Below are 15,774 nucleotides of genomic sequence, written 5' to 3' on the forward strand. Positions count from 1 at the left end.
TCGTGTCCTATCGGCCGCGCTCGTGCACACCCGGGCGGAGCTGACCGGCGACGTCGGCCGCGGCGGTCAGCAGCACCAGCGCGGGAATCGCGGCGGTCGGCTTGAGCCGGTAGCTGCCGCGCCGGTCCTGCTCGACCAGTCCGGCCGCGGTGAGCGCCTTGAGGTGGTGGTAAAGCCGTCCCGGCGAGCTGAGTTCGGCGGCTTCCTGCAGCGCGGCACCGGTTTGCGCGCCGTCGCGGGCGAGCAGCCGGACGAGCGCGATCCGGTCGGTGTTCGCCAGCGCGGCGAGCACCTCGGCGCGCGGCCCGTCCGGCAGCGACAGGACCGCGGGCGTGGTGAGCCGGATTTCCCAGCGCAGCTCGGGATCGGTCAATTCGCCCTGATAGCCGACGATCCCGTGCGGGCCGTCATGGACGGGTTCGGCGGGCCGCCCCTCCAATGCGGCCATCCGGCGTTCGAGCGCCGCGACGCGCTCGGCGAGGTCTTCGGTCATGCGGGTCAGTGTCCCAGCGCGCGCTCCAAAGCTTGGAAGGTGGCGGGTCGGTACAGCGCGTCGATGCCTAGCTTGAGCAGCACCTCGTAGTTCGCGGAGTCCGCTTCAGTGGCGTTCTGCAGCAGAATCGTGCCGGTGCCCGGGCGACGGCCGGGCCACGTCACGTCGAAGCCGAAAGTGAGGATGGCCGGAAGGCTGCCCCCTTTGAACAGCAACGCATTCGAGCCTGGCGGCTTCCTTGACGCGAGCACCACGCCGAGGACTTGCTGTGCGAGAACGGCGGCGCGATCGCGGCTGGAGGCGATTTCGCGGTGCAACCCGAACAGCTGCGCGGCGCTGCCCCGGCCGGTGGCGTCCGCCCACGCGTAGGTCTGTTCCAGCGTCGGAGGATTCGTCGTGACCCTGGGGAGCACCCGGGCGCGGAACGAGGTGTCGCAGGCGAACCGGTTCGCGAGTGCGTCGCCCGCGGCACGGCGCACGACGACCGGGCTGCCGGGCGGAGGACAGTATTCGGGGAACAACAACAGCAGGACTTCTCCGCTGAACATCCGGACGTCCGGCATCGGCCAGCCGCCGCGAGCCCCCGCCGCCCGCAGCGCCCGGTCGCCGAGCCGGTGGCGCAGGTAGTCGGCCGCGGCGTTGTCGCTGACGAAGATCGTCATTTCCGCGATGTCGCACAGCGGCACGCGCTGATCCGGATTTTTCGCCATGCCGTATTCGTCGCACGGGATCCCGAGCTGCGTCAGCGCTTGCCAGTGCGCGCCCGAGCCGATCGGGCCGTCGCCGAGGTAGGGATGCCAGGCGTCCCAGTCGCCGACGCGCACCGGCTCGGCCGGATCCAGCCGTCCCTCGGCGACCGCGGTCGTGTAGGCGAGCAGGTGCACTGCCTTGATCGCGGACGCGAGCGGGCGCGGCCGGTCCGCGAGGTGGCTGAACCGGCGGCCGGTGCCGTCGGAGAAGACCGCCGACACGTCGTCGCGGTGTGCCGCGAGCCGGGCGAGCCAGCCTTCGGGAGTGGATTGGTCCGGGGGATCGGCCAGCGCGAGCGAGGGCACTGCGAACGTGGCGGCCCCCGCTGCTGCGACCGACGTGAGCAAGCTTCGTCGAGTGAGCATGCCGGTCAGCTTACTCCGGTATTCCGGAATTCCGGATAAGCCGAAAGCCGGAAAACGCGAAGGCCCCCGCACCCGAGCGGGTGCGGGGGCCTTCGGCCGAGAGAATTGCCGGATCAGAGACCCAGTTCGTCCTCGAAGTTGCCCTCTTCCAGACGCTGCTTGATCGTCGTCAGGAAGCGGCCGGCGTCCGCGCCGTCGACCAGGCGGTGGTCATACGTCAGCGGCAGGTACGCCATCGAACGGACCGCGATGGTGTCGTTGCCCTCGGCGTCGGCCACGACGACCGGGCGCTTCACCACGGCGCCGGTGCCGAGCATGCCGGACTGCGGCTGCACGATGATCGGCGTGTCGAACAGGGCCCCGTTGGAGCCGATGTTCGTGACGGTGAAGGTGCCGCCGATCAGCTCGTCCGGCTTGATCTTGTTGGCACGGGCCCGCGCCGCCAGGTCGGCGATGCGGTGCGCGAGACCGGCGAGGCTCAGCTCGCCCGCGTCGTGGATCACGACCGAGAGCAGGCCGCGCTCGGTGTCCACCGCGATGCCCAGGTGCACGGCGCCGTGGTAGGTGATCTCCTTCGTGTCCTCGTTGTAGGACGCGTTGACGTTCGGGTGCTGCTTGAGCGCCTCGACCGTCGCCTTGGCGAAGAACGGCAGGAACGTGAGGTTGACGCCCTCGCGCTCCTTGAACGCCGCCTTCGCGCGCTGGCGCAGCTTGGCGATCTTGGTGACGTCCACCTCGTGCACCTGCGTGAGCTGCGCGGAAACCTGCAGCGACTCGCGGGTCTTGGTGGCGGTGATCTGCCGGATCCGGCTCGCCTTCTGCACGGTGCCGCGCAGGGCGGCGACCTCCGGCGAGACCGCGGCGGCGCGCGGGGCGGACGGAGCGGCGGCGGCCGGAGCGGAAGCCGGGGCGGAAGCAGCCGGGGCCGGAGCCGCCTTCTGCTTGGCCTCGGCCGCGGCGAGCACGTCCTGCTTGCGGATGCGGCCGCCGACTCCGCTGCCGGTCAGCGACGCGAGGTCGATGCCGTGCTCGGAGGCGAGCTTGCGCACCAGCGGCGTGACGTACGGGCCGTCCGCGGAGCCGTTGTCCGCCGGGGCCTGCGCGGCCGGGGCGGGCTTGCTTTCCTGCGCCGGAGCCGGGGCGGCGGGCGCGGGGGCCGGAGCCGCCGGGGCCGGAGCGGGCTTGCTCTCCTGCACCGGGGCCGGAGCGGGCTCCGGAGCCGGGGCGGGCTTGCTTTCCTGGGCGGGCGCGGCGGCCGGGGCGGCGTTCGCGTCGCCGATGACCGCGAGCACCCCGCCGACCTCGACGGTCTCGTCCTCGCCCGCGCGGATCTCCAGCACGGTGCCGGCGACCGGCGACGGGACCTCGGTGTCGACCTTGTCGGTGGAGATCTCGAGCAGCGGCTCGTCGACCTCGACGGACTCGCCGACCTGCTTCAGCCAGCGGGTGACGGTGCCCTCGGTGACGCTCTCGCCCAGTTCGGGCAGCTTCACCTCGGTGCCCGAACCGCCCGCGGCCGGCGCGGTGTCCGGCTGCGACGGAGCGGACTCGGCCGGGGCGGACGCCGCGGCGGCGGCAGGGGCTTCCTGCTGCTGCGGGGCGGGCTCCGGCTCGGCCTGCCGGGCGGGCGCGGAGGACTCGGGCACGCCGCCGGTGCCGTCGTCGATCACCGCCAGCTCGCCGCCGACCTCGACGGTGTCGTCTTCCTTGGCGCTGATCTTCACGACCGTGCCTGCCACCGGCGACGGTACTTCGGTGTCGACCTTGTCGGTCGAGATCTCGAGCAACGGCTCGTCGACCTCGACCGTGTCGCCCTCCTGCTTCAACCACCGGGTGACGGTGCCCTCGGTGACGCTCTCGCCGAGCTCCGGCAGCGTGACGGAGTAGGCCATTGTTCGCTGGCTCCCTTGATCGCTAAGACGTGGTCTGGATTGTGCTGGTTGCGCGTCAGCTGTGCACGTGCAGCGGCTTGCCCGCGAGGGCGAGGAACGCTTCGCCGAGTGCCTCGGTCTGCGTGGGGTGCGCGTGGATCAGCGGGGCGACGTCCTCCGGGAACGCCTCCCAGCTGTAGATCAGCTGCGCTTCGCCGATCAGCTCGCCGACCCGGTCGCCGACCATGTGCACGCCGACGACGGGGCCGTCCGGCGCCTTCACCAGCTTCACGCCGCCGGAGGTCTTGAGGATCTGGCTCTTGCCGTTGCCGCCGAGGTCGTAGGTGAACGTGGTGACGTCCGAGCCGTACTTCTCCTTGGCCTGGGTCTCGGTGAGCCCGACCGACGCGACCTCGGGGTGCGAGTAGGTGACGCGCGGGATGCCGCGCTCGTCGATGACGCGCGGGTTCAGGCCGGCGATCTCCTCGGCCACGAAGATGCCCTGCTGGAAACCGCGGTGCGCGAGCTGAAGGCCCGGCACGATGTCGCCGACCGCGTAGACGTTCGGAAGGTTGGTGCGCAGCCGGTCGTCGGTGAGCACGAAGCCGCGGTCGATCTTGACGCCCGCTTCCTCGTAGCCGTGCCCGGCCGAGTTCGGGCCGCGGCCGACGGCGACCAGCAGCAGGTCGGCTTCCAGCGTCTCGCCGGACTCCAGCGACACGCTGACGCCGTTGTCGTCCTGCTTCGCGCCGGTGAACCGGACGCCGGTCTTGAAGCCGATCTTGCGGCGGCGGAACGCGCGCTCGAGCTGCTTGGAGGCGTACTCGTCCTCGTTCGGGACCAGCCGGGGGAGCGCCTCGACCACGGTGACGTCGACCCCGAAGGAGGCCCACACGCTGGCGAACTCCACGCCGATCACGCCGCCGCCGAGCACGACGACCTTCTTCGGCACGTAGTCCAGCGTCAGCGCCTGCTCACTCGCGATGATGCGGCCGCCGAGCTCGAGGCCGGGCAGGGTGCGCGAGTAGGAACCGGTGGCGAGGATGACGTTCTTGCCGGTGTACCGGGTGCCGTCGACCTCGACGGTCGTGCCGCCGACGAACCGGCCGGTGCCCTCGACGAGGTTCACCTTGTGCGCCTTGGCCAGGCCCTGGAGGCCCTTGTACAGCCGGGAGACGATGCCGTCCTTGTACTTGTTCACCCCCGCGATGTCGATGCCCTCGAACACGGCCTTGACGCCGAAGGTCTCGGCGTCGCGGGCCTCGTCGGCGACCTCGGCGGCGTGCAGCAGGGCCTTGGTCGGGATGCAGCCCCGGTGGAGGCAGGTCCCGCCCAGCTTGTCCTTCTCGATCAGCGTGACGGAAAGGCCCAGCTCGGCCGCGCGGAAGGCCGCGGCGTAGCCGCCCGATCCGCCTCCCAGGATCACGAGGTCGGCGGAGGTGTCGCTCACTTCAATAACTCCTCGGCAGCGATAGGGGTGAAGCTTCGGTCGCCGCGGCACCCGGTATAAACGCGCGCGCGACAACAGCCATCTTGTCACTACGCCGATCGGTGTTGCGACCTAGCCGGGCCAAGGCGGCGCTGCGACACCGGCCACACGCGCCACCGGGAATAATGGAGTCCGGACTCTCGCCGGAAGAAAGGTGGTCGAAGTGGGGATCTTCGACTCGTTGCGCCGCCGCGGCAGACGCGGCCCGGCCGCTGGAGCAGGCCGCTCCGGAGGCCAGGCTGATACCCGCTACCTGCAGGAATGGGCCGCCGCGCGACGCGGGGTGGAAGCCTTCGTCGAACCGAAAACCACGGTGACCGACACCACTGTGGTGCTCGTCGCGCACGACGGCGAATGGACCCGCCGCCGGATCGGCAGCTTCGACGCCGCGCAGCGGTTCGGGCACAAGAACACGATTCCGGTGTACGAGGTCGCGCGCGTCGGTTACCCGAAGCGCATGCGCGAATACACCGACCGGCAGAAGCGCCGCCCGGGCGGTTGAGTCGGGGGATCGCTTCCGGTAACCGGTGGGTTGTTGCTGGGGGTGCTTAGTCCGTTGGGGACGGCTCGTCGCCTGGCGGCGACATTGCGCGTGGGTGCGTTGCGTGGGGCACCCCGAAGCTTGATTGTGCTGACGGTTCGGGGGTGCTTGTCAAGGCGGGAAAGATGCCTTGACAAGCACCCCCGAACCGCAGGGAGGCTTCGTATCGGGGTGCGGGGGAGGGGCTGGGTGCCTCGACTGTTGGGGGCGCGGGTGCCGGTTTTAGGGCTGGGTGCCTCGACCGTTAGGTGCGCTGGTGCGGTTGGGTGGCTCGCTCGTTGGGTGCGGCGGGTGCGGTTGGGTGGGTGGTCTGTGGAGGGCTCCTTGAGGGAATCTGGTTCCGTGAGGGGCTCCTTGAGGGAATGCCGGTCTGTGAGGGGAACCCTGGGGGAATCAGCGTCTGTGAGGGTTCCCCTCACGGACTTCAGCTGGCAGCCGAATCAGGCACTCGCTTCCAGCAATCGGTGATGGTGTTCCAGCAACGCGCGGAACGAGTCGTGCGCGGTGCTGCCGTAGGCGAGGTCGACTTCGACTGTTCGCCAGCTGTCGCCGGTGTGGGTGAGCAGGACTGTCGCGGGGTCGGAGACGATCACGACGGTGCCGTCGGCGCGCAGTTCGCGGGCGGGCAGCAGGCGCGGGAACACCACGTCCGCGGGCAAGCCGTCCGTGATCGCCAGGAATTCGCGGTAGTCGTCGGGCAGGCGGAAGCCGAGGCGGTGTTCGGTCGCGGCCAGGTCGGCGGGCGACGCCGGAGCGGGGGCTCGCTGCCCGCGCAGCCGGAGGATCGCGGCGACTAGTTCCGGCAGGCTGCCCGGGCCGGTCGGATGGCGTTCGCGCAGTGCGGCGATCAGCGCGCCCGCGCATTGGTCCGGCCATTCCGCGCCGAGGCCGAGCGGGTCCGCGCCGGCGACCAGCCGGGCGGCGAGCGGGCGGGTGGCGGCGAGTGTCGCGACGTCCGGGTTCGGGTGGTTTTCCACGAGCGCGGCCCACGCGTCGAGGTCGGCGGCGGCCAGTGCGTCGCGCACCGGATCGGGGCGTTCCGGGGCGATCGCGGAGACGACGCCGGCGACCGGCGAACCGTCGAAGAGACCGTCCAAATCGGACGCTCGGCGGGCGAGAAGTGCTTGGTGGGCTTGCTCTTCCGTGTCCAGGTCGAGCGGGACTAGCGCGTCTGCCCATTGTGGACGGTCGCCGCGCGCCTCGAAGAGCATCGCCCAGGCGCGGGCGCGCACCGCGTCGTCGGCGAGCACGGACGTCGGGCGTCCGGTCACCGCGTGCCATTGCGTGACGAGGCGATCGGCGGCGTCGCCGGCGCCCGCGGTCGCGAGGAGGAGCGCCGCGTGGCCGATCCGGCGGTCAGCGGCGGCCTCGTCGGCGGTGAGCACGTCGCGGACGGCGGTTTCGAGGTAGTCGTCGCGCTGCATGGTCGCGAGCGTGCCACACGGGCGCGGACACGACGGAGGCCCCGCACCTGGCGCGGTGCGGGGCCTCCGTCGGGAAAACCGGGTCAGCCCTGGTCTGCGATGTCCGCCAGGACCGCGGCGATGGTGCGGACCGGGACGCCGGTGCCGCCCTTGCCGGTGTAGCCCCACGGGCCGCCGGAGTTGAAGGCCGGGCCGGCCACGTCGAGGTGCACCCACGGCAGGTCCGCGGGCACGAACTCGCGCAGGAAGACGCCCGCGACGAGCATGCCCGCCCAGCGCTGGCCGGTGACGTTCGCGATGTCCGCCAGGCGCGAGTCGAGGTCGCCGCGCAGTTCGTCGGGCAGCGGCATCGCCCAGCCGCCCTCGCCGGTGGCCTGCATGATGCCCGCGACGCGGTCGCGGAACTCGTCCGAGCCCATCACGCCGGAGATCCGGTTGCCCAGCGCGACCACCTGCGCGCCGGTCAGCGTGGCGGTCTCGATCAGGTAGTCCGGGTTCTCCTCGGCCGCGCGCACGATCGCGTCGGCCAGCACGAGCCGTCCTTCGGCGTCGGTGTTGAGCACCTCGACGGTCTTGCCGCCGTACATGGTCAGCACGTCGCCCGGGCGGTAGGAGGTGGCCGAGGGCAGGTTCTCCGCCAGCGGGATGTGCGCGGTGATCTCGAGCGGGTACTTCAGCTTCGCGGCCAGCACGACCGACGCGAGCACGGCCGCCGCGCCCGACATGTCGGACGTCATGTGGTCCATGTTGGCGGCGGGCTTGAGCGAGATGCCGCCCGAGTCGAAGGTGATGCCCTTGCCGACCAGCGCGACCTTCTTGCGCGCCTTCGCCGGCTTCCAGCTGACGCGCAGCAGGCGCGGCGGACGCGACGAACCGCCGCCGACGCCGAGGATGCCGCCGAAGCCCTTGCGCTTGAGGACCTTCTCGTCGAGCACCTCGAACTCGAGGCCGTTCGCCTCGGCGAGCTTCTTCGCGCGGTCGGCGAAGGACGCCGGGAAGAGGTCGTTCGGCGGGGTGTTGATCAGGTCGCGGGCGATGATCACCGACTCGGCGATGAATCCGGCCGCCTTCAGCGTGGCCTTGTGCTCGCGCGCGGTGCCCTCGGCCGGGCTGACCAGGTCGGCCTTCGCCAGCGGGGCGTCGCCCTTCTCCGAGCGGTACTCGGTGAAGACGTACGCGCCCAGCGCGATGCCCTCGGTGGCGGCGTGCAGGTCGACGGCCGACAGCGTGACGAACGCCCGCTCGGTGCCGCTCAGCGCGCGGGCCGCGGCGCCGGCCGCGCGGCGCACCTGCTCGGCGGTGATTTCCCCGTCCTTCGGCTTGCCGAGGCCGACGGCCAGCACGACGCCCGCGGGCAGCTTGCCCAGCGTCGGCAGCTTCACGATCTCCTCGGCCTTGCCGGACGCGCCGAGCGTGCCCAGCACCTCGGCGAGTTTGCCGTCGAACGCCGCGTCGGCGACCTCGGAGCCGGCGGCGAGCGTGAGGCCGTCCTCGCCCTGGAGGGTGCCGATCACGACGACGTCGGCGCGGGTCTTGCCCAATGCCGCACCCGTGTTCTCGGAGAGGGCAAGCTTCGGCACGGTCACTTCTGGCTCCTCGCGACGTCGCGGTGGTGCCGGGCGATCTGCCCGGTCGATCGTGAGCCATGCTAATGACAAAGCCATCCGGACGGGGGAAGGGGGATCGCGGTGCGGCTCGCGGGAGCACTCCTGGTGACGCTGGCGGCGGGTGCCGCCGGGGCCGGGTATTGGGTGCTCGCCGGGGTTTTGCTCGCCGCGCTGGCCGCGGTCGCCGCCTCGCGGCTGCCCGCGCTCGGCGACGATCCGGCCGCCCGGATCGTCGGCGGATTATCCCGGCTGGCACAGATCGTCGTGCTCGCGCAGGCCTTCGGCGCGTATGTGTTCCCGGTGCAGCCCGGGTATGCGGCCGCCGCGCTCGTGGTATTCGTCGCGGCGGCGGATTTCGCCGGGCTGCGGCTGCCGGATCTGCTGGTCAAGTGGGTTCTCGGCGTGCTGCTGGCCGCCGCGGCGGTGCTCGTGGCGATGTGTCTGGCCGTCGCTCCGGTGTCGCAAACGGGCGGAATCGGTACACCGCCAGTGGCTGGGACGGTCGTCGCGGCGTTGTTCCTGCTGCCGTTCCTGATTCCGGAACCAGGGGAGCGGAGCACCGGCCGCGCGCTCGTTCTGGGACTGGTCGCGGTAATCGTCACCGCGGTCACGCTCTTCCAGCTGGGTCCGATCCGGCTTGGATTGTCCGGGACGGCGATGCGGGACCTGCTGTCCGCCGCGGACGCGGGACAGCTCCAGCCGTTGCTCACGGTGATCGCAGTGCTGGCGACTCTCCCCGCTGCATTCACGACTTTCGTCGGGGCGCGACAGCGGTTTGCGCCGTCCGGCGGGGCTCCGGTCGCGGTGGGTGCGCTGCTGGCAGCGATCGCCGCCGCGTTCGTTCCGCTGCCGACGGTGCTGCTCGCGGCCGGGCTCGGCGCGGTCGCGGAAGTGCTGCTGCGGGTGCGGGTTCGTCGCTACCGTGGCGTCCATGACTGAGCACCGCTGGGCGCCGGGACAGACAGTCGTCGAACGTTTCGTTCGCCCGGACGGCAGCATCGGCCAGCATCACCCGCTGCGCGTGCTCTCCGACGACGGCGAGACTCTGCTCGGCTGGCTCCCGCTGGGCACGCCGATCGTCGGCAGCAGGCTCGCGGACGGTCGAAGCCTGCGCGAAGCACCGCTGGAACAACGGTTTCTCGAGCCGCGCGTGCGGGTGCCGGACATCTGGCACGGCACCTCGACGCTGCGGCTGATTCCCGACGGCGCCTGGTCGTCGGTGTGGTGGTTCTTCGAGGCGGACGGACGCTTCCGCGACTGGTACGTGAACCTCGAAATCCCGCGCGGGCGCACCGAAACCGGCCCGGACCGGATCGACGGCATCCTCGACCTGGTCGTGACGCCGGGCGCGGGCTGGAGGTGGAAGGACGAGGACGAAGCGGAGGCGGCCGTCGAGGCGGGCCGGCTGACCCCCGCCGAACTCGGCGAGCTGCGCGCGGAAGGCGAACGGATGGGCGCGCTGGCCGAGCGGGGCGCGTATCCGTTCGACGGCACGCACACCGATTTCCGCCCGGACCCGGACTGGCCGGCCCCCGCGCTGCCCGCCGGACTGTGCTGACCTACTGGGCCAGCAGGACCAGCGCGATGAACAGCACGATGTTGACGACGAGCAGGATCACCACCGATTTGGTCGGCAGGTTCCTGGCGATCACCTGGCCGTGCAGGTTTTTCCACCAGTAGATGCCGAATCCGGCGACGACCAGGCCGAGGAAGAAGCCGAACCCGCTGGAAAGCAGGCCCCAGCCGACCATCCCGAGCATTCCGGCCCCGAAGGTCAGCAGGGCCGCGGTGCCGAAGGTCTTGACGTCCGGCCCGGCGCCCGGCCCGGCTTGGCGTGCTGGTTGAGTGCTCACGCCGTCCATCGTAGTGGGGTGACGCTGCGAGCGCGGGGCAGTGCGGCGAGTAAAACCACAGGACTTCCGACTAACGTGCTTCCGACCAAGCGCTATCGTTTATGCATGACCACAGCGACGCAGTTCACCCACGTTCCGAACCCGAGCCCCGCGAGTCCTGAACGCGTCGCCGAGGTACTTGCCAAGCCGGGGTTCGGCACGCACTTCACCGACCACATGGTCACCGTGCGCTACAGCACCGAGAAGGGCTGGCACGACGCCAAGGTCGGGCCGTACGAACCGTTCACCCTCGACCCGGCCACGTCCGTGCTGCACTACGGGCAGGCCATCTTCGAGGGCCTCAAGGCCTACCGGCAGCCGGACGGCACGATCGCCGCGTTCCGGCCGGACGCCAACGCGCAGCGGTTCCGCGAGTCCGCCGAGCGGCTGGCGATGCCGCAGCTGCCGGTGGAGACCTTCGTCGACTCGCTGCGCGAGCTGATCGCCGTCGACGAGCGCTGGGTGCCGACCCGCGAAGGCGATTCCCTGTACCTGCGCCCGTTCATGATCTCCACCTCGGCGGGACTGGGCGTGAACAGCCCGGCCGACGAGTACGTCTTCGCGGTGATCGCCTCGCCCGCCGGCTCGTACTTCAGCGGCGGCGTGAAGCCGGTCAGCGTGTGGCTGTCCACTGAATACGTGCGCGCGGCCCCGGGCGGCACCGGCGCGGCGAAGTGCGCGGGCAACTACGCGGCGTCCTTCGTGGCGCAGGCGCAGGCCGTCGAGAAGGGCTGCGACCAGGTGGTGTGGCTCGACGCCGTCGAGCGCCGCTGGGTCGAGGAGATGGGCGGGATGAACCTGTTCTTCGTCTTCGGCTCGGGTGACGACGTCCGCGTGGTCACGCCGGAGCTGACCGGTTCGCTGCTGCCGGGCGTGACCCGGAAGTCGTTGCTGCAGCTGGCGAAGGACGCCGGGCACAAGGTCGAGGAGCGCCGGATCTCCACCGACGAATGGGAGAAGGCGGCCGCCTCGGGCGAGCTGACCGAGGTGTTCGCGTGCGGCACGGCGGCGGTCATCACGCCGGTCGGCCACGTGAAGCACGGCGGCGGCGAGTTCTCGATCTCCGGCGGACAGCCGGGCTCGGTCACCATGGCCCTGCGCGAGCAGCTCGTCGGCATCCAGGAAGGCACCCGCCCGGCCCCGTCCGGCTGGATGACCCCGCTCAACTGAAGCTAGCTGTCCGTGAAGGGCTCCTTGAAGGAATCAGATTCCCTCAAGGAGCCCTTCACGGCTTTCAGGACGAGAGCGGGCCGGAGACGCCGGATTGTTCGTGCGTGGTCATTTCCGCGAGCACGCGGCTGGCCATCATCAACAGCGGCAGCGCGGTGACCGCGCCGGTGCCTTCGCCGAGACGGACGTCGAGGTCGAGCAGCGCGCCGAGGTCCAGGTGCTCCAGTGCGAGCGCGTGCGCGGGTTCGCCCGTGAGCTGTCCGGACATCCACCAGCGGCGGGCGCCGGGAGCGAGTTCTTCGGCGACGAGCGCGGCGGAGCAGACCACCAGCCCGTCGAGCACCACCGGCGTGCGGCGAACTGCGGCCTGAGCGAGAAACCCCGCCATCGCGGCGATATCCGCGCCCGAGGACGTCCGCAGCAGCGCGAGCGGGTCCGCCAGCACCGCACGGGCCCGGCGCAGCGCGTCGCGGACCGCGGCGGCCTTGCGCATCCAGGTGTTGTCGTCGATGCCCGAACCCCGGCCGACCACGGCGACCGGCTCGCTGCCGGTCAGCGCCGCGACCAGCACCGACGCCGGGGTGCTGTTGCCGATCCCGAGGTCGCCCGCGATCAGCAGATCCGCGCCGCCGTCGACCTCCGCGTCGGCGATCTTCCGGCCGGCGTTGACTGCCGCGCGCACCTCGGCGTCGGTGAGCGCGTCCTCGACGTCGATCGAGCCGGAACCGCGGCGCACCTTGAACTCGCCGATCGACCGCATCGCGGATTCCTCGGTGTCCACGGCCATGTCGACCACGCGCACGCCCGCGCCCGCCGCCGCGGCGAGCACGTTGATCGCCGCGCCGCCGGTGAGCATGGTGCCGACGAGCTGCGACGTGACCTCCTGCGGATACGCCGAGACGCCCTTCTTCGCGATGCCGTGATCGCCGGCGAACACGACGACGCGCGGCCGGGTGAACGGCCGCGGCGGGGCCTGGCCCTGGCACGAGGAGATCCACACGCCCAGCTCTTCCAGCCTGCCGAGCGAACCCGCGGGTTTGACGAGCTTGTCGTGCAGCGCGATCGCGCCCGACCGGGCCTGGTCGCTCGGCGGTTCGATCTCGCCGAACTCGATGCCCGTTTCGCCGGTGTCCACAGCCAGGTTTCCTTTCGCCTCTGGGCGTCCCGGCGCCCAACCTACCGCCGCCGGGGCGGGGCCCTTAGGGTCGGTCGGCGTGCGGGAATCGACGGCGGCCGGGGTCGTGCTGGCCAGTGGTGCGGGGACCCGGGTCGGGGCCGCGCTGAACAAGGTCTACCTGCCGGTGGCGGGCAGGCGCGTGGTGGCGTGGTCGCTGGACGCATTCGCCGCGGCGGCCGGGATCGGCGTGCTGGTGCTGGTGATCCGGCCCGAGGACGCGCCGCTGGCCGAAGAGGTGCTGGCGGGGTTTTCGGTTCCGGTGGAGCTCGTGCCCGGCGGCCCGACACGGCAGGCCTCCGAGCTGAACGCGCTGCGCCATCTCTCGCCGCGGATCGCCGACGGGACAGTGGATTCCGTGCTGCTGCACGACGGGGCCCGTCCGCTGGTGACGCCGGAGCTGATTTCCGCGGTGCTGGAACGGACCCGGGAAGACGGGGGAGCGGTGCCGGGCCTGTCCGCGGACGACGTGGTCTCGATGGCCGGACCGGACACGGTGGCCGGGCCGCTGCCGGGCGCGATCCGGGTGCAGACCCCGCAGGGCTTCCGGGCGCAACCGCTGCTGGCGGCTTACGAACAGGCTGCCGCGGAAGGATTTCTCGGCACGGACACGGCTTCGTGCATGGAGCGGTTCTCCGCGCTGCCGGTGCGGTGGGTGCCCGGCAGCGCGGAGAACGTGAAGATCACCTATCCGCACGACCTCGCGGTGGCGGAGCGGTTCCTGCTGCGGTGATCAGGGAGCGACGGTGAGCGCCGGGTCGCTGATCACGACGTCGCCGAGCGCCTCGTCGATCGCGGTCAGCAGCTCCGGCTCCAGCTTGACGCCTGCCGCCTTGACGTTGTCGTAGACCTGCTCCGGCCGCGAGGCCCCGATGATCGCCGACGCGACGTTCGGGTTCTGCAGCACCCACGCGACGGCCAGCTGCGCCATCGACAGCCCGGCGTCGGCGGCCAGCGGCTCCAGCTTCGCGACCGCGGTGAGGGTCTTCTCGTCGAGGAAGCGCTTCACCATGTTCGCGCCGCCGTTCTCGTCGGTCGCGCGCGAACCGGCGGGCAGCGGCTGGCCGACCTTGTACTTGCCGGTCAGGACGCCCTGCGCCACCGGCGACCAGACGATCTGGCTCAGGCCCTCCCGCTCGGAAGCGGGCACGACCTGCGACTCGATGACCCGCCACAGCATCGAGTACTGCGGCTGGTTCGACACGAACGGGATCTTCAGCTCACGGGCGAGCGCCGCGCCGCGCGAGATCTGCTCGGCGTTCCACTCCGAGACGCCGATGTAGAGCGCCTTGCCCTGGCGGACCAGGTCGGCGAACGCCTGCATCGTCTCTTCCAGCGGCACCGTGCGGTCGAAGCGGTGCGCCTGGTAGAGGTCGACGTAGTCGGTGCCGAGCCGCTTGAGCGACGCGTTGGCCGACTCGACGATGTGCTTGCGCGAGAGGCCCTTGTCGTTCGGGCCCTTCGGACCGGTCGGCCAGAAGACCTTGGTGAAGATCTCCAGGCTCTCCCGGCGCTGGCCCTTGAGGCCGCGCCCGAGCACCGACTCCGCGGCCGTGTTGGCGTAGACGTCAGCCGTGTCGAAGGTCGTGATGCCGGCGTCGAGCGCCGCCTTGATGCAGGCCTGCGCCTGGTCCTCCTCGACCTGGGACCCGTGGGTCAGCCAGTTGCCGTAGGAGATCTCACTGATGTTGAGGCCGCTGCGGCCGAGACGTCGAAACTCCATGCCGACAGCGTAAACGTTTCGTTCGCGAGGCTAACGACCTGTGTGCCGCACGGCTCAGTTCGGGATCGGGTCCCCGGCCTTGAGCCGCGGCTTCGGGACGCGCAGCTTGCGGATCTGGCTCGCCCGGACGAACGCGTACCAGCCGACGCCGCGGGTGGCCGTCGACGGCTCCTTCGGGAAGCGCTCGCGGACCAGCTTGGAGATCTTCCGGCCGTTCACGAATCCCTCGATGGCCATGACCAGCAGCATCGCCATGCAGACCAGGGTGATGTACTGCTGCACCGCCGGCGCGGGCACCAGCAGCGCGAGGAACACCAGGATCGCCAGCGGCATGAACAGGCCGAGGATGTTGCGCCGGGAGTCGACCAGGTCGCGCACGTACGCCTTGACCGGGCCCTTGTCGCGCGGCGGCAGGTACTTGTCGTCGCCCGACATCATCCGCTCGCGGCGCAGGCGGGCGGCCTCCTTGCGGTCTTCCTTGCTGACCGGGTTGGCCTTGCGCAGTTCCTTGTTGCGCTTCATCGCTTCGCGCATCGAGGTGGGCGGGGCCGCGACCGGCCCGCGCTTGCGTCCCTCGGCCTCGCGCCGCTTCGGCGTGGCCTTGCCCTTTCCCGGCGTGTACGACTTGCTCGTGACCGGGGAATCGACAGCGGCGGCCTCGGCCGCGGAGTCGTCGGCGGCGGGGTCAGTGGTGCTTCGGCGCAGGAACCTCACCTCACCAGGGTATTGCAGGCGTCACGGCTTTGTTCACCAGGTCGTTCCATATGCGACGATGGAGGGGAACAGATCGGGCGAGTCCCGTGTTGTACGTATGACACGAGATGTACCCGCAGCGAGTTCGACCAAAGAGGGAGTGCCATGACGACCGCTGAGCAGACCGGTGCGGCTGCGGCCGAGACCGCCGAGGAGACCCACGGCGTGACGTTGACCGACGCCGCGGCCGCCAAGGCGAAGGCGCTGCTCGAACAGGAGGGCCGCGACGACATGCACCTGCGCATCGCCGTGCAGCCCGGCGGCTGTGCTGGCCTGCGCTACCAGCTGTTCTTCGACGAGCGCACGCTCGACGGCGACCTGTTCCGCGACTTCGACGGCCTCCAGGTCGCCGTGGACCGGATGAGCGCACCGTACGTGTCCGAGGCCGTGATCGACTTCGTCGACACCATCGAGAAGCAGGGCTTCACGATCGACAACCCGAACGCCACGGGTTCCTGCGCCTGCGGCGACAGCTTCCACTGAGCCCAGAGCAGACAACGGGCCCCGACGCATCCGCGCGGG

16 protein-coding genes are annotated in these 15,774 nt (G+C 70.9%); 6 read left to right on the forward strand and 10 right to left on the reverse strand.

Features of this window, described 5'->3' with window-relative positions; translation table 11 throughout:
- Positions 1-7: 7 nt before the first annotated feature.
- The 4 genes from ACZ7OI_RS28240 to lpdA form a co-directional block, all read right to left on the reverse strand.
- Positions 8-493: an ArsR/SmtB family transcription factor gene (locus ACZ7OI_RS28240; protein ID WP_470267184.1), complete on the reverse strand. Its 486-nt coding sequence runs from the start codon at positions 491-493 to the stop codon at positions 8-10.
- A gap of 5 nt (positions 494-498) precedes the next feature.
- A complete protein-coding gene (locus tag ACZ7OI_RS28245) occupies positions 499-1,608 on the reverse strand; it encodes a serine hydrolase (RefSeq protein ID WP_470267185.1) in 1,110 nt (369 codons plus the stop codon).
- 113 nt (positions 1,609-1,721) lie between these two features.
- Entirely contained in the window at positions 1,722-3,500 is a 1,779-nt protein-coding gene (gene sucB / locus ACZ7OI_RS28250; protein ID WP_470267186.1) for a 2-oxoglutarate dehydrogenase, E2 component, dihydrolipoamide succinyltransferase, read from the reverse strand.
- A 55-nt stretch (positions 3,501-3,555) separates the two neighbouring features.
- Positions 3,556-4,929: a dihydrolipoyl dehydrogenase gene (lpdA, locus tag ACZ7OI_RS28255; RefSeq protein ID WP_470267187.1), complete on the reverse strand. Its 1,374-nt coding sequence runs from the start codon at positions 4,927-4,929 to the stop codon at positions 3,556-3,558.
- Between the two features lie 193 nt (positions 4,930-5,122).
- On the opposite strand from lpdA, the gene ACZ7OI_RS28260 reads away from it, so the two are divergent.
- Positions 5,123-5,470, forward strand: coding sequence for an oxidoreductase (locus tag ACZ7OI_RS28260; protein ID WP_470267188.1), 348 nt, complete (start codon positions 5,123-5,125; stop codon positions 5,468-5,470).
- 479 nt (positions 5,471-5,949) lie between these two features.
- On the opposite strand, the gene ACZ7OI_RS28265 is transcribed toward ACZ7OI_RS28260, so the two are convergent.
- Both ACZ7OI_RS28265 and ACZ7OI_RS28270 read right to left on the reverse strand, forming a co-directional pair.
- Positions 5,950-6,933: an SMI1/KNR4 family protein gene (locus ACZ7OI_RS28265; protein ID WP_470267189.1), complete on the reverse strand. Its 984-nt coding sequence runs from the start codon at positions 6,931-6,933 to the stop codon at positions 5,950-5,952.
- Between the two features lie 83 nt (positions 6,934-7,016).
- Complete coding sequence (locus ACZ7OI_RS28270; RefSeq protein WP_470267190.1) at positions 7,017-8,519, reverse strand: leucyl aminopeptidase; 1,503 nt, start codon at positions 8,517-8,519, stop codon at positions 7,017-7,019.
- A 102-nt stretch (positions 8,520-8,621) separates the two neighbouring features.
- On the opposite strand from ACZ7OI_RS28270, the gene ACZ7OI_RS28275 reads away from it, so the two are divergent.
- Complete coding sequence (locus ACZ7OI_RS28275; RefSeq protein ID WP_470267191.1) at positions 8,622-9,479, forward strand: sulfatase; 858 nt, start codon at positions 8,622-8,624, stop codon at positions 9,477-9,479.
- Positions 9,472-10,098: a ribonuclease FAU-1 family protein gene (locus ACZ7OI_RS28280; RefSeq protein WP_470267192.1), complete on the forward strand. Its 627-nt coding sequence runs from the start codon at positions 9,472-9,474 to the stop codon at positions 10,096-10,098. The genes ACZ7OI_RS28275 and ACZ7OI_RS28280 overlap by 8 nt, the downstream gene beginning before the upstream one ends.
- 1 nt (position 10,099) lies before the next feature.
- Here the strand turns inward: ACZ7OI_RS28280 and ACZ7OI_RS28285 are convergent, their stop codons facing one another.
- Positions 10,100-10,402 carry a hypothetical protein gene (locus tag ACZ7OI_RS28285; RefSeq protein WP_470267193.1) on the reverse strand — a complete coding sequence of 101 codons (303 nt, stop codon included), beginning with the start codon at positions 10,400-10,402 and terminating at the stop codon, positions 10,100-10,102.
- Between the two features lie 96 nt (positions 10,403-10,498).
- On the opposite strand from ACZ7OI_RS28285, the gene ACZ7OI_RS28290 reads away from it, so the two are divergent.
- Positions 10,499-11,602: a branched-chain amino acid aminotransferase gene (locus ACZ7OI_RS28290; RefSeq protein WP_470236734.1), complete on the forward strand. Its 1,104-nt coding sequence runs from the start codon at positions 10,499-10,501 to the stop codon at positions 11,600-11,602.
- A gap of 64 nt (positions 11,603-11,666) precedes the next feature.
- On the opposite strand, the gene cobT is transcribed toward ACZ7OI_RS28290, so the two are convergent.
- Positions 11,667-12,737 carry a nicotinate-nucleotide--dimethylbenzimidazole phosphoribosyltransferase gene (gene cobT, locus ACZ7OI_RS28295; RefSeq protein WP_470267194.1) on the reverse strand — a complete coding sequence of 357 codons (1,071 nt, stop codon included), beginning with the start codon at positions 12,735-12,737 and terminating at the stop codon, positions 11,667-11,669.
- Between the two features lie 79 nt (positions 12,738-12,816).
- Between cobT and ACZ7OI_RS28300 the strand changes: the two genes are divergently transcribed.
- Positions 12,817-13,509, forward strand: coding sequence for an IspD/TarI family cytidylyltransferase (locus tag ACZ7OI_RS28300; protein WP_470267195.1), 693 nt, complete (start codon positions 12,817-12,819; stop codon positions 13,507-13,509).
- Here the strand turns inward: ACZ7OI_RS28300 and ACZ7OI_RS28305 are convergent, their stop codons facing one another.
- A complete protein-coding gene (locus tag ACZ7OI_RS28305; protein WP_470267196.1) occupies positions 13,510-14,499 on the reverse strand; it encodes an aldo/keto reductase family protein in 990 nt (329 codons plus the stop codon).
- A gap of 54 nt (positions 14,500-14,553) precedes the next feature.
- On the reverse strand, positions 14,554-15,213 hold the full coding sequence (locus ACZ7OI_RS28310) for a DUF3043 domain-containing protein (protein ID WP_470267197.1): 660 nt from the start codon (positions 15,211-15,213) through the stop codon (positions 14,554-14,556).
- Positions 15,214-15,357: 144 nt separating this feature from the next.
- Here ACZ7OI_RS28310 and ACZ7OI_RS28315 point away from each other — a divergent pair, with 144 nt between their 5' ends.
- Positions 15,358-15,735, forward strand: a complete 378-nt coding sequence (locus tag ACZ7OI_RS28315; protein ID WP_037809530.1) for a HesB/IscA family protein — start codon at positions 15,358-15,360, stop codon at positions 15,733-15,735.
- Positions 15,736-15,774 lie beyond the last annotated feature (39 nt).

It is taken from the genome of Amycolatopsis sp. NPDC114503, from assembly GCF_055633655.1.